The sequence below is a fragment of the Methylacidimicrobium sp. B4 genome, from assembly GCF_017310545.1.
Lineage (GTDB): Bacteria > Verrucomicrobiota > Verrucomicrobiia > Methylacidiphilales > Methylacidiphilaceae > Methylacidimicrobium.
Genome location: NZ_CP066203.1, coordinates 678,249 through 691,600, shown reverse-complemented (window position 1 = coordinate 691,600; position 13,352 = coordinate 678,249). Strand labels below are relative to the sequence as shown.

11 protein-coding genes, 1 tRNA gene and 1 pseudogene are annotated in these 13,352 nt (G+C 64.4%); 7 read left to right on the top strand and 6 right to left on the bottom strand.

The genetic code is table 11. The annotated features are described in order from the left end of the window. Positions 1–316: 316 nt before the first annotated feature. Both MacB4_RS03375 and MacB4_RS03370 read left to right on the top strand, forming a co-directional pair. Complete coding sequence (locus MacB4_RS03375; RefSeq protein WP_206864450.1) at positions 317–1,714, top strand: Fic family protein; 1,398 nt, start codon at positions 317–319, stop codon at positions 1,712–1,714. After that, positions 1,711–2,022 (top strand): AAA family ATPase, encoded by a 312-nt coding sequence (locus MacB4_RS03370; RefSeq protein WP_206864449.1) that lies wholly within the window; start codon positions 1,711–1,713, stop codon positions 2,020–2,022. The genes MacB4_RS03375 and MacB4_RS03370 overlap by 4 nt, the downstream gene beginning before the upstream one ends. On the opposite strand, the pseudogene MacB4_RS11195 reads toward MacB4_RS03370, so the two are convergent. After that, positions 1,983–2,256, bottom strand: a pseudogene (locus tag MacB4_RS11195) (antitoxin); the annotation flags it as partial. The gene MacB4_RS03370 and the pseudogene MacB4_RS11195 sit on opposite strands and share 40 nt — an antisense overlap. Next, a complete protein-coding gene (locus MacB4_RS03365; RefSeq protein ID WP_242529303.1) occupies positions 2,256–3,305 on the bottom strand; it encodes a hypothetical protein in 1,050 nt (349 codons plus the stop codon). The pseudogene MacB4_RS11195 and the gene MacB4_RS03365, both read right to left, overlap by 1 nt. Before the next feature lie 478 nt (positions 3,306–3,783). On the opposite strand from MacB4_RS03365, the gene MacB4_RS03360 reads away from it, so the two are divergent. Next, the gene (locus MacB4_RS03360; RefSeq protein ID WP_206864447.1) at positions 3,784–4,527 is read left to right on the top strand and encodes an ROK family protein; all 744 of its coding nucleotides are present in this window, start codon (positions 3,784–3,786) and stop codon (positions 4,525–4,527) included. An 11-nt stretch (positions 4,528–4,538) separates the two neighbouring features. Next, a complete protein-coding gene (locus MacB4_RS03355) occupies positions 4,539–7,262 on the top strand; it encodes a glucosidase (protein WP_206864446.1) in 2,724 nt (907 codons plus the stop codon). 116 nt (positions 7,263–7,378) lie between these two features. Here the strand turns inward: MacB4_RS03355 and MacB4_RS03350 are convergent, their stop codons facing one another. Continuing rightward, positions 7,379–8,776, bottom strand: a complete 1,398-nt coding sequence (locus tag MacB4_RS03350) for a ribulose-bisphosphate carboxylase (protein ID WP_206864445.1) — start codon at positions 8,774–8,776, stop codon at positions 7,379–7,381. A gap of 459 nt (positions 8,777–9,235) precedes the next feature. Between MacB4_RS03350 and MacB4_RS03345 the strand changes: the two genes are divergently transcribed. The 3 genes from MacB4_RS03345 (at position 9,236) to MacB4_RS03335 (ending at position 11,325) form a co-directional block, all read left to right on the top strand. Continuing rightward, positions 9,236–9,308 (top strand) — tRNA-Gly (locus tag MacB4_RS03345). Positions 9,309–9,620: 312 nt separating this feature from the next. Then, positions 9,621–10,652 (top strand): methyltransferase, encoded by a 1,032-nt coding sequence (locus MacB4_RS03340; RefSeq protein ID WP_206864444.1) that lies wholly within the window; start codon positions 9,621–9,623, stop codon positions 10,650–10,652. Positions 10,653–10,659: 7 nt separating this feature from the next. Continuing rightward, positions 10,660–11,325 carry a TetR/AcrR family transcriptional regulator gene (locus tag MacB4_RS03335; RefSeq protein ID WP_206864443.1) on the top strand — a complete coding sequence of 222 codons (666 nt, stop codon included), beginning with the start codon at positions 10,660–10,662 and terminating at the stop codon, positions 11,323–11,325. Here MacB4_RS03335 and MacB4_RS03330 read toward each other — a convergent pair. Genes MacB4_RS03330 through MacB4_RS03320 form a run of 3 tightly spaced genes read right to left on the bottom strand, consistent with a single transcriptional unit; the run spans position 11,322 to position 13,337 of the window. After that, positions 11,322–12,086, bottom strand: a complete 765-nt coding sequence (locus tag MacB4_RS03330) for a hypothetical protein (RefSeq protein WP_206864442.1) — start codon at positions 12,084–12,086, stop codon at positions 11,322–11,324. The genes MacB4_RS03335 and MacB4_RS03330 overlap by 4 nt on opposite strands. Beyond that, complete coding sequence (locus MacB4_RS03325) at positions 12,083–12,655, bottom strand: hydrogenase maturation protease (protein WP_206864441.1); 573 nt, start codon at positions 12,653–12,655, stop codon at positions 12,083–12,085. Before MacB4_RS03325 ends, MacB4_RS03330 begins: the two co-directional genes overlap by 4 nt. Continuing rightward, positions 12,609–13,337, bottom strand: coding sequence for a cytochrome b/b6 domain-containing protein (locus MacB4_RS03320; protein WP_206864440.1), 729 nt, complete (start codon positions 13,335–13,337; stop codon positions 12,609–12,611). The genes MacB4_RS03325 and MacB4_RS03320 overlap by 47 nt, the downstream gene beginning before the upstream one ends. Between the last annotated feature and the right edge of the window lie 15 nt (positions 13,338–13,352).

The window sequence follows — 13,352 nt, the reverse complement described above, 5'->3', positions numbered from 1 at the left end:
TTTCTTGCTTCCCGTTCTGGTCGGCCTTCGTGAGAAATGGTGGCTCAGGGGTGTCCTGCTCGAACTCGTCTCAAGCCCCGGCGGGGCAGATGCCCTGTGGGAACGCTGTGAAACCGCACTAACCAAGGCTCATCGGAAGCCGGATGGGATCAATGCTACGTTCCTTACGGCGTTCGGGAAACAGGCCAAGGGCGGCTGAGTCTCGCTACGCGCAATGTTTATTGCGCGTAGATAGAATGCCTGCGCATAGACTTGATTGTTGCGCGAGCCCGAGCCATTCTTGCGCATAAGCTCTACGCGCAAGAAAGGTCCCATTTTGGCGAAGCAAACCCCCGCCGATGCGTTGGCCTCCATCGAAGAGGCCGTCCGCCGCTATCCTGACGGCGCGTCGGCGCAAGAGGTCCTGCGCTCCCTTGCGGGCCCGATTCCCCTTCGAACCCTCCAGTACCGCCTGAAATCTCTCGTTGACCGAAAACGACTGGTGATGGACGGCGAAGGCCGCTGGGCGAGGTACCGGATATCCCCTGGTGCCGCCGCTATCCCTCCAGCCGAGGTCGCTGCGCGTCCTGAGGCCGAACCGCCCGCGATTCCTCTATCCGAGGCAGGGGCATCTATCCGTGACTATGTTCAGCGCGCGCTCGAAGCCCGCAAGCCGGTCGGCTACGACCGTAAATTCCTCGACCGCTATCGGCCGAACGATTCCTTTTACCTGACCGAGGAGGATCGCGCACATCTTGCGGCCATCGGCCGCTCGCAGATCGCCGAACAGCCCGCCGGCACCTACGCCATGCAGATCCTCAACAGGCTTCTGATCGATCTCGCTTGGAATTCAAGCCGCCTCGAAGGCAATACCTACTCGCTCCTCGATACCAAGCGTCTCATTGAGTTGGGCGAAGAAGCGGAGGGGCGCGCGCACCTTGAAGCGCAGATGATCCTGAACCACAAGGATGCGATCGAATTCCTGGTCAGCGCTGCCGACGAGATCGGCTTCAACCGTTACACCATCCTCAATCTCCACGCGCTTCTGGCCAACAACCTCCTGGCCGATCCCACAGCAGCCGGCAGGCTGCGTTATATCGCGGTCGGCATCGAGCGCTCGGCATTTCATCCGCTGGAAGTGCCGCAGCTCGTTGAGGAAACCTTCGATCAGATTCTGGCGACGGCGGCTGCGATCACCGATCCTTTCGAGCAAGCCTTCTTCGTCATGGTGCAGCTCCCCTACCTGCAGCCCTTCGACGACGGGAACAAGCGCGTTTCGCGCCTCGCGGCGAACATCCCGCTCATCAAGCGCAACCTATCGCCACTATCATTCGCCGATGTACCCCGGGCGACCTATAGGGAAGCCGTACTCGGCGTCTATGAGCTGAACAAGGTCGATCTTCTCAAGGACGTCTTCATCTGGGCCTACGAGCGTTCGGCCGCCCGCTACGCCGCCGTTCGTCAATCCCTTGGTGAGCCCGATCCGTTCCGGCTTCGCTATCGAGAGCAATTTCGGGAGTTGATCGCCGACCTCGTCCGGGCGCGCGTCAGTCGCAGGGATGCCGCGGCGCGAATAGCCGCCTGGTCAACGAGAGAAATCAGCCAAGACGACCGCCAGCGTTTCGGCGAGATCGTCGAGGCCGAACTCACAAGCCTGCATGAAGGCAATTTCGCCCGCTATCGAATTCGGCCCTCGGAATTCGCGGCCTGGCGGCAAGTCTGGGAGGCGAAATGACCGACGCCGCGTCACTGGCCCCAACGATCTACGCTCTCACTGTCGAGCGATTTCGCGGCATCACGTCTCTCAAGTGGAAGCCGTCGCGCGGCGTGAATGTCATTCTAGGCGGCGGCGACGTCGGCAAGACCACGATCCTCGATGCCATCGCACTCCTCCTCAGTCCGGTAAATCCGACGACACTCTCCGATCCCGACTATTACGATCGACATATCGACGCGGGCTTCTCCATAGAGGCTGTACTGTCCCTGCCGGCAGGCGGCGGGATGAACCCGAGCCTCCGAAGGTTATCCTCGAGCGTCTGGTAGGCTTCGGTGTCCGCGAGGATCTGGAGGTCGATGACGATGTCGACGTCCTGCGTGCCGGCGTGCAGCGGGACTTCCGGGGGCCGCGCCTTGACGAGATATCTCGGCGTCAGCCCGCCGACCAGGAAGACAGAGTTCTTCCACGGCCCGAGGCCACGAAGGAGCGTCAAGAGGACCCGTTCGCAATCGAGCGTGTAGGCGTCGGCGTATCCGCCCGAGGGTGGCGGGCTTGGCCATCAGAATCCGATCCTCTCATGGCGCAAGTGCTCGGCCATTTCTTTTGCGCGACCTTCACTGTGCACAAGGTCGAGGTAGACTTGGATTGGGCTGGCGAGCCACGCTCCATCGACCTTCTCCCGAAAGAGCAGCTCCCCCGATGAGTGGACCTCGATGACTGCGAGATTTGCCCCCTCGGAGACGGCCCGCGCGTCGAGGGCACCAAGCGCCTCTTCCTCCGGCCGCCCTGGCATCAAGCGACAACGAACCTGCGATACGCCGGAGAGGAAGGGCGCGTAGCGTTGCGCCGCCGCTTCATGCGTGATGGCGTAGGCCACCTGATGCGGCTCGAATGCCCGATCGAGCCGTTCCGGCAGATCGTTCGGCTTGACCGCTGGCACGTAGTACCGTCGAAGCGCGGGCGGCCGAGCCAACCCAAGCTGCTTTGACCACGCATCCAACAAGGCGCCAGGTTCTCGAAGGAGGCGCTCCTTATTGGGTCCCTGTCCTCGCGTCTCCAGCCAATCGAACCGCTCAAGCTCGGCCATGACCTCTGAGACGGTTGCGGGCGATGCTTGGGACCGCTCAGCGAGCTCTTTGACGTTTACCCATCTGCGGGGTCGAAGAAGGAGCGCGTGGAGAACCTGTGACCGGCGGCCGGAGAACAATGACCGCAGCGCCTTCGCGACTGGCTTGGGTGGCGGCTTTTCGATGTAGACGTAGGCGCCCCTTCCGGGGAGATATAAGCTTCCTCCGCTGTCAAAATATCCTACCTGCGCCTCACGAAGCAGCTCCTTTGCGCCCGGCGAGAGGAATCTCGCGACGATGAAAGGCAGGCGCTGTTCCTTGGCCCTCCCTTGTGGCGCAGGATCCACGCGGCGACGGAGCTGCCAAATGAGCTCGCGCACATCCCGGGGATAAACGGCGCGCTTGGTCGCGATCCGGAGGCTCACGGATTGGCCGCCTAGGTGCAGATCGATGCGCGCGTCATGGCCGCGGTCCTGTTCGGCGGCCCGCTTGCATGGGCCGGGTTCGGCGTGAGCTTGGGGCAGGCTGCGGAGGGTCTCCACAACGCTTTCAACTAGATCTCGCTCAGCCTGCATTGGCTCACCCCCCCTTCCTCCCTACGGAGAAAACATCATATCTATGTTAGATATTCAAGGAGGAAACAATATTTACTGCACAGTGAATCTTGCCACATAACGGCGGCTTTGCAGGGCAGCTGAGGAAGCAAGCACTCTCGGTAGGCGCTCGTACCTCTGGTTTGACCGCACCGAACGGAGGCTGCGAACAATCCACGGGTTGCTGTTGGGCTCTGCTCTGCGCCTGCCGCATTGGCAGGCTCGTGGCTACTTTTGGCTTACACCCATCTTTCGCGTCGAGGGGAAGGGGGGTGCCGCGGGCCCGATTGCGAGCGGGTGGGTGCTAGCCCGAGTGGGCTTGAGGAAAGAAGATCGAGCCACGAGGCAGCAGGGGAATGGTCTTTCTTGTGGCCTGGGCTCAAGCCGGTAGAATCTCCTCCCATTGGGGGGGGGAGAAGGGAAGATCTTGTCGAAGAAAAAGGAGAGCCAGCCGGAGAAGACGCTCGTTCTCGACGTGGGCGGCCATCATGTCAAGGTCTATGCCTCGGGCCATCCCTCTCCCCTGGAGATTCCGACCGGGCCCGAGTTCACGCCGGCGATGCTGGTGCGCGAGGTGCGCCGGCTCACCCCGGATGGAAGCTACTCCCGTGTGGCGATCGGCTACCCGGGTCCCGTCTGCGAGGGGAGGCCGGCGGAGGAGCCTCGCCACCTCGGCCCCGGCTGGACCTCGTTCGATTTCGAGAAGGGCTTTGGGCTTCCGGTCCGGATCGTCAACGACGCCGCGATGCAGGCCCTGGGGAGCTACCGGGGTGGGGACATGCTCTTCTTGGGCTTGGGCACGGGCCTGGGCTCGGCCTTGATCATCGAAGGAGTGCTCCAACCGCTTCAGCTCGAGGCGGTGCCTTATCGCAAGGGGAGAACGGTCGAGGACTATGTGGGGGAGGCGGGCCTCGAGCGGCTCGGCCACCGGAAATGGCGCGCCCACGTCCGCTCTGTGGTGAGCTTGCTCCGCTACATCGTGCAGGCGGACTACGTGGTCCTGGGGGGAGGGAATAGCCGGCTGCTCAAGAAGCTTCCTCCGCACTGCTTCCCGGGCGAGAACTCGCTCGCCTTTCCGGGCGGCCTTCGCCTCTGGGAGGGGATGCCCAGGGAGCTGTGCGGGAAGAAGATAGAGCCACCGGGAGGCGAACCCCGCACCGCGGCGCCATGACGTGTGGGGCGATGAGTCGGGAAGAGCAGAGGCTGCGGGAGGCGGCTGAGGGGATTGCCCCCTGGCGCCTGTGGGGACCCTACCTGAGCGACCGGCAGTGGGGGACGGTACGAGAGGACTACAGCCCGAATGGGGATGCGTGGTCCTTCTTCCCCCACGATCATGCCCGCTCCCGGGCCTACCGGTGGGGGGAGGACGGCCTGGGGGGGATCTGCGACGAGGGCTGCCGCCTCTGCTTCGCCCTGGCGCTCTGGAACGGGGTCGATCCGATCCTCAAGGAGCGCCTCTTCGGCTTGAGCAACACCGAGGGGAATCATGGGGAGGATGTCAAGGAGTACTACTTTCCGCTGGAGGCCACGCCGACCCACAGCTACCTCAAGTTCCTCTACAAGTATCCGCAGCGGGCGTTCCCCTATGACGACCTCCTTGCGGAGAACCGGGGGCGCAAGGCCGACCTCCACCTTCCGGAGTACGAGCTGCTGGACACCGGGATCTTCGACGATGGAGCCTATTTTGATGTCTGGCTCGAATATGCGAAGGAGGGGCCGACCGATATGGCGATTCGGATCCGGGTGACGAACCGGAGTCCCGCCTCGGCGCACCTGCACGTCCTTCCCACGCTCTGGTTCCGCAACACCTGGTCCTGGAACCCGGGATCGCGGAAGCCGATGCTGCGCGCGGGTGGACCTTCCGATGCCGCCTCCGGGTGGATCGCGGCGGAGCATCCCGAGCTCGACCCGATGAGGCTCTATCATCCCTCCGCCCCGGAGCTGCTCTTCGTCGAGAACGAGACCAACCGGCGGCGGTTCGGGTGGGGAGAGAACACGACCCCCTATCCCAAGGATGGGATCCACGACTCCCTGATCCACGGGCTTCCGACAGTCAACCCGCTCCGGGAGGGAACCAAGGCGGCGGTCCACTACCCCCTCTTCCTCGGGCCTGGGGAGAGCCGGGAGATCCTGCTGCGGCTCTCGAGCCGGTGCTTTCCCGCGGAGGAGTGGAGCCGGGATCTGGAAGCGATCCTTGCGCGCGGCCTCTCCGAGGCCGAAGAGTTTTACGCGCGGAAGCAAGTGCCCGGGCAATCCGAGGAGCTGCACCGGATCGAGCGGCAGGCGTTCGCGGGCCTGCTCTGGAACAAGCAGTTCTACCACTATGTGGTCTCGCAATGGCTCGAAGGGGATCGGGCCTTTCCGCCCCCTCCCGCCTCCCGCTATCGGCTGCCCAACGCCCGCTGGCGCCATTTCTACGCCCATGAGGTCCTGACGATGCCAGACAAGTGGGAGTTTCCCTGGTTTGCGAGCTGGGATCTCTGCTTTCAGGCGGTGGTGCTCGCGATGGTCGATCCGGAGGATGCCAAGAAGCAGCTCCTTCTGCTGGCGAGCGAGTGGTACATGCACCCGGACGGCCAGATCCCCGCCTGCGAGTGGTCCTTTTCCGAGGTCAACCCGCCGCTCCATGCCTGGGCCGCCTGGCGGATCTACGAGATCGAGCGGAAGAACACCGGCAAGGGGGACCGGGCCTTCCTCGTCCGGATCTTCCATCGCTGCCTTCTTTTTTATACATGGTGGCTCAATCGGAAGGATGCGGATGGCAACGATCTCTTCCAGGGAGGATTCCTCGGCCTCGACAACATCGGGCTCTTCGATCGGAGCGCGGTCCCGCCCGGCTCGACCATGTACCAGGTCGACGCCTCGAGCTGGATGGGGCTGTTCACGATCAACATGATGGAGATCGCCATCGAGCTCGCCCGCGAGGACCCGGCCTTCGAGGGCATCGTAACCGAGTTCTTCCTCCACTTCGGCAACATCGCCGCGGCGCTCAACCATGTCTGCTCCCTGCCGGAGGCGCTCCGCGAGCGGCTCTGGGATCCGGAGGACCACTTCTACTACGACGTCCTCCGGCTCCCGTCGGGTCGCTTTCTTCCCCTCAAGGCCCGCTCCCTCCAGGGGATCATGCCGGTCTTCGCGGTGGGGTCGGTGCCCAAGAGCCTCTTCCAGGCCCAGGATGGCCGCGTCCGGGAGCGGATCCGCTGGTTTCTTCGCACGCATCCCGCACTCGAGAAGGAGATCGTCCCGCTCCACGCGACGACCCCTTCCGGGGACAAGGAGGGAGGGCGGGAGGCCGGCGAGATCCTCCTCTCGCTCGTGAGCAAGGAGCAGCTCCGTTCGCTGCTCCGGGTGATGCTCGATGAGCGGGAGTTCCTGAGCCCTTTCGGGATCCGCTCGGTGTCAAAGTTCCACGAGGACCATCCCCTCGAGCTGCGGATCGACGGGAGGCTCTATCGGCTGGACTATGCTCCGGGAGCATCCCTTCTCCACCGGTTTGGCGGCAACTCGAACTGGCGGGGCCCGATCTGGTTCCCCATCAACTTCCTCTTGATCGAGTCGCTCCAGAAATACCACCACTACTACGGGGAGGAGTTCCGGGTCGAATGCCCGACGGGCACGGGTCGCCTCATGAACCTCTGGGAGGTCTCCCAGGAGATCAGCCGAAGGCTGGTCTCGATCTTTACGCGAGATGGGAACGGCAGGCGCCCGGTCTTCGGCAACTGGCCGATCTTTGGGGAAGATCCCGCCTGGACCGACTGCCCGCTCTTCTTCGAGTATTTCCACGGCGACACCGGAGCGGGACTGGGTGCATCCCACCAGGCCGGATGGACCGCGCTGGTCGCCAAGCTGATCCACCAGCTCGGCGAATATCCGGAGCCCGCTCCTTCCTCGTCCCGGTTGCCGTAGACGATCTCCCGGACCCGCGGGAAGGGTTCGCCGGGGTGCCTCCGCCCTGGGCCCCTCCTGCTCGTCCGATCCCTTGGCCTGGCAGGCAGCGGGAGATCAGCCGACTGAGTCTGGGATCAACCAACCTTGAGCACCTTGCGCCACTGCGGGTAGAGGGCATCGGCGTCGTGAGGAAAGCTCTCGAAGGCCCGGGCAAACTCCCGATGGGACTGGGCCCACTCCAGCGGGTCGGCCTTGGCCTTCCAGCACTCGTAGGATTGCCGCAAGGACCTGGCTCCGGCAGCCGGACCGTCGACATGCCCATAGCAGCCGCCACCCGCCGTCATGATGAGATTGCCGTGGCCCAGGTTATCAAAGAAGCCCGGGGCCCGGACCGCGTTCATTCCACCGGAGATGATCGGGGTCGTCGCCCTCATGCCATGCCACTCCTGATGGAAATAGGGACCATCTGCGCTGTCCTGCTCGATCATGTAGGCGATGTCGCGGTCTTCCTTGCCCCCTTCCATCTTGCCGTAGCCCATGGTGCCGACGTGGATGCCCGATGCACCGAGGAGCCGGGAGAGCTTGATGTGGACGAAGGTCGAATAGCCGCGAGGGTTGACCCCCGAGGTGATGGCTCCGTGGCCGGCCCGGTGGTAATGCAGGAAGGTGCTCGGGAAGTGCCGGCGGACCGTGGCGACACCGGCCGGTCCGGCGACAAAGCCATCGACCAGGAAGGCCACGTGATTGGCCTCGTTGCCGAAAGTCTCGAGGATATACTCCCCGCGGGCGATGATTTCCCGGGGATCATCCGCCGTGATGTTGGCCGAGAAGAGCTTGGCCTCGCCCGTCTTGTCCTGGGCGCGGCGCAGGGCGTCGGCCATGAGGGGAATGACCTCCCGCATCGGACAGAAGGGCTGATTGCCCTGGGGCTCGTCATTCTTGATGAAATCCCCGCCCAGCCAAAAGTCGTAGGCGGCATCGGCAAAGGGCTTGGGACGCAGGCCCAGCTTGGGCTTGATGATCGTACCCACCAGGAAGCCGCCGTCGACGGGAGCCCGGCCGAGGATGCGCCAGAGCTCTCGGATGTTGACGGCCGGGCCGTCGAAAAGAGTCAAGGCCTTGGGAGGCAGGTAGACATCGAGAAGACGCAAGCCGACGAAGTCGGCCATGCCCTGGTTGTTGCCGATGATGAGGCTCGTGAACTGGGAGAGCATCATGCGTCCATCGGTGAGGTTGCGATCGAAGAGCTCCAGCGGAAAGGCAATCTTGATCAAGCCGTCGCCATCACCGAAGGCCCGCTCATCGACCGAGTAGACCAGGGCATCGACGCCACGGGTGAAGTCGTCGGTCGTGCTCACCTCCACATTGGTTCCTGTGGAAGATTCCGCAGCGACGTGCGCCGCCGTCGCCAGGAAGCCGTGGCCGGGTTTCGGCTGGATCCGGTAGGCGCAGAGGACATGGTTGCCCTCGGCAATGAGCTTCGCTTCCTCCAGCTTCAAATTGCTGTAGCGGTGAGACTGATCATAAGCCATCTGGATAACTCCTTCGATCGATACGTAGGTTACACTCTGTTGTCAGGTCGACGACCGACCCTTGGACTCTTAGACCCTTGGGGAATCCGCGATCCATCGTCTGCCTTCGCCCCTTTTGTCAGCCCCCAGGCTGTCGCTTTCCGTTCACGCGGCTCCCCGTTTGCATGTCGGTCGAGCACGGCGGCAAGAGTCTCTTGGGGCTGTGACGGGCCGATTGGTGGAGCATCAGATTATCGCAATCTCCGGGCCAGGGTCAAGCCCGCTCCGTAGGCATCTTCGGACAGGGGTCAGCCCACCGCACGGCCGCACCGTCCCCGGAGGAGAAGGGAGAGGCGAGAGTGCCAAGCAGGCGCTTACGGAAGGGGATCCTGACGTCCTCGATGGCCAATGGGCACGCGAGGGAAGCATCTTTTCCTCTTGCCTCAACGCTCCCCCCCGACCAAACTAGGACGCTGTCTTGCGGGTGTAACTCAGTTGGTAGAGTGCAACCTTGCCAAGGTTGATGTCGCGGGTTCGAGTCCCGTCACCCGCTCTCTGGCAGAGCCTTCCCCATCATCGATACAAGCTGTCTTACGGCTGCTTCCCTCTGGCAGCCCTGCTGGGCCAGCGGCTTTCCCGAGAAGCAGAGGGCGGCCTTTTTTTCTCTACGGGAGCCAGCCCGTGCGGAGGCGACCGAGACCTCGATTTTGTCGTCGCCCTGGGACGATGGAGCGCCTCTCCCCTCTGGACGCCAAAGAGCGGTTGACAATCTCCCGCCACTGGACTAATCAGTTGATTCACTCGCAGCGAACTTTTGAGCCGGACCAGGCTCCCGCGGTCCATCACAACCAACCAGGAGGAATTCATGGATGCACGCAAGCTCTCCCTCGACTTCGATGTCGCTCCCTTTCTCTTTTGCCTGGACAGCGTCCGGGGCTCGCGGATCGTGCGGGCGGCGGTCGATCTCGGCGTCTTCCCCCAGCTCGTCAAGGCGGCCGCTCCTGCGGAGCGAGTCGCCGGTGCGCTCGGGGTGAGCGTGCGTGGGACCCGTCTGCTCCTCGATGGCCTGACGGCCCTGGGGCTTCTCGGGAAGGAGAAGGGCTCCTACCGGCTCCTGCCGATCGCCCAAGCGCTCTTGGTGCCGGGAAGCCCCGATTACCTGGGCGACCTGGTCCAAGGCTCCATCCTGGACGAGGCGTGGGATCATCTCACCGAGGCGGTGAGAAAGGGAGGGCTGGCAGAGGCGGCCGAGCCGGTCGAGCGCCAGAAGCGGGCCGAGGAGTTTTTCCCGGTGCTGATCCGCTTCCTGCACGTCGTCAACCGGACTCCGGCGATTGCGGCTGCGCGGGCGCTCGGAGCGGGTACTGGCCATCGAGGACTGCGGGTGCTCGACCTGGCCTGCGGATCGGGAGTCTGGAGCCTTGCCGTCGCGGACGCCGATCCCGAGGCCAGGATTACCGCGGTCGATTTTCCCGGCGTGCTCGCCTACACCCGGCGCTATGGGGAGCGCCACGGACTGGCCGGGCGGTACGAATATCTTCCGGGTAACGTCCAGGAGGTGGTCCTGCCCGAGGCCCACTACGACCTGGCGATCCTGGGCCACATCCTTCACAGCGAGGGGGAAGGGAAGTCGCGCAAGCTCCTCGGGCGGGTGGCCAAGGCGCTGCGGCCCGGGGGGAGGATCGCAATCCTCGAGTTTCTTCCCAACCGGGAGCGGACGGGGCCGCTCGACCCGGTGCTCTTTGGGCTGCGGATGTTCCTCAACACGGAGGAGGGCGGGGTCTTCTCGGCGGAAGAGTATGCCGAGTGGCTGGCCGAGGTGGGATTCCCCAAGGTGGAATCCTTCGAGATTGGTTCCCACTCCCCGCTGCTCGTCGCCTCCCGCGGGACAGACTAGCGAAACGGTGAAGGCTCGCCAGACGGTACAGGAAAGGGAGGGACCGACGCGGTCAGGCCGGAGGGTCCCCTCCGACCGGAGGAGCCAGCTCATCGAGGCCACGATCACGGTGCTGGTCGAGCATGGCTTCGAAGGGCTTCGGACGCGGAGGGTGGCCGAGCGGGCGGGCGTCAATGTCGCCACCCTCCACTACTACTTTGCGACCAAGGAAAAGCTGATCGAGGGCCTGGCGGACTACTTGGGGGAGCGCTTTCGGACGCTTCATGCGCCGGGGCCTCCCCGGGCGCGGAACCCGGGGCTGGCTCGGCTCCGGCAGGAGTTTGCCGACGGCGACTTTTACTGGGCCAAGGAGCGGAGGCTCTTGCTCGTCATGCAGGAGCTCATCCACCGCGCCCGCCGGTCTCCGGCGATCGCCCGGATCCTCCAGCGGCTCTTGGCCGAGTGGAGAAGCGACCTCGAGGCGATGCTCCGGAAGGGGACGGAGGAGGGGGCCTTTCGCCCCGAGATTGCGCCCGCGGATGGAGCGGCGCTCCTGGCAACGGCGATGATGGGCCTTCTGGGTGCGCCTCAGCTGTTCGGAGTGGTCTTTCGGGCGCTCGAGCGGGCGCTCGTGAAGCCCGAAGTGTGGGAGCAAGACGAGGAGAGGAAAGAGGATGGCCTTGATCGTTCTTAGCCTTCTGCTCGGCCTGGCCCTCTTTCTCCCGCCGCGGGAGCGGCCGGAGGAGAAACGGGGTCGGAGCTCCCGGTCCCTGGCCCGGAAGCCTTGAGCCCGTCCGGAGAGAGGATGCCGATCGTCGGCGCCTCCTCGATCGCAAACTTCCGGGGGAGCCCGCGACGGAGGCCCGTGCGGAGAAACGGGTGGGCCGCGAGATCTCCCGAGAGCCGGAGCGCTTGGGTCTGCAACAGATCGCCGCAGCGGCCCGCAAAGGCTCCCACCACCTGGCCGAGGGAGTCGAAGAGCGAGAAGAGGAGAACCGCGCCCGGGACCTCGGCCAGCTTGTAGCTCCAGAGGCTGCGGAGGGTCGTCCGGGTGTCGATCCACCAGCGCTCCCCTTGGGCAACGAGGGCATAGTCGATCTGCAGGCCGGAGGGGAGCGAGGCAGCTTCCTGAATATCCGCCTCTTCGACCTGGAGAGCGATGCTGCAGACCGAGAGAAAGAAGAAGAGGCTCCCCTCCTCACCCTCCGGGAGGCCGTGGCCGATCGCTTCGACCGCCTCGTAGATCGCCGGGAAGCGTTTCCGGAAGTGGAGCAGGAGCCGTGCCGCGTTTTCGTCGAGGGCGGCGATCGCTTCCAGGATGCGAGCTCCATGGGTGGGGAGTGGAGCAAAGCGGAGCAGGGGGACGCGGGGCTGAGCAGGAAAGGAGGCGAAGAGGCCGCTCTCCGGATCGAGCCGGTCGAGCCGAAGGAGAAGGAGGGCCGAGGAGCCGCTCATGGCCGCCGGATCCGCATCTTGGCTTCGAGGATCTCGGGGAGGGAGGTGTCGGCCCTTTTCCGGATGCGGATCCCGAGGCTCCGCATTTCCCGGAGCACCCGGCTCAGGAAGCGGGCAAAGGGCTTTTCGATGGCGGGGGAGAGGCCGAGCGCGGGTCCGCCGACCTCGGCGGGGACCATGCCGAGGAGAACCAGGTCGGGGACCGGGCCGAGGAGGCTTGCGACCTTGAGCACATCGAGGAGATCGACCTCGTGTGCGGTTCTCGCCGGGCCTTCCCGCTTCCAGAGCGCTTCGCCCGGAAAGCGGTAGATCGTGCCCGGCGGGTCGAGGCTCGCGATCGCATCAAGGACGAGGATCTGCGCATGGAGCTCGAGCTCGGAGACGAGATCGAGCCCCAGGACCCCGCCGTCGAAGAAGCGGACTTCGGGAGCAAAGGCGTAATTGGCTTCCAGAGCCCAGGTGGCCAGCACGCCCAGTCCCTCGTCGCGCAGGATCACGTTCCCCAAGCCGATCACGGCCAGGTTACTCGGCGGCCGTTCCCGGGAGCCGGCGTGCGATCTTCTCGCCACCGAAGGCGATGGCGATGTCGCCTTCGCGCCAATAGACAGTTCGCCAGATCTCATAGTAGACGTGGAAGGCGATCCAGGCCAGGAGCAGGTACATCGTGAAGTGGTGGACCCAGCGCACTCCCATCCGGCCGCCAAAGGCCCAGTAGGTCCAATCGGTCGCGACGTGCATGAGCCAGGGCCACCAGCCACCGACCGAGCTCAAGCCGCTCTCCAGGCTGTAGACGTAGAGCTGGAGGCCGGTGAAGAGCTGGAAGAGGAGGAGGAGATGGAGCAGGGTGAACCAGGCGGCGTTGAAGGTATCGAGCTCGGCCGAATCGAAGCGCTTCCTCCGGTTGAAGGTGAAGAAGTTCGCCAGGACCTCGAAGAACTCCCGGCCATGCTCTCTGGTCGGCAGGAGCTTGCGGACCGGTCGCTCGAAGCGGCTCAGGAAATAGAGGTAGAAGGAGACGACGCAGAGGACATCGATCGTGATCGCCGCATAGAGGTGGATCGCCCGATTCCATCCCATCACGAACTTCCGGACCGCCGGCTCGGCGATCATCGCCTGGTAGTAGGGGCGGGCGATGTAGATCCCCGTGACGACCGCCGCGAACACCGCGAGGAAGTTGACCCAGTGGAAGATCCGCCAGCTCTTCGGCATCCGGGTCACCCGGACGATCGTCCCGCTCGCTTCTCCGTTCATCGCATCATCCTCCGG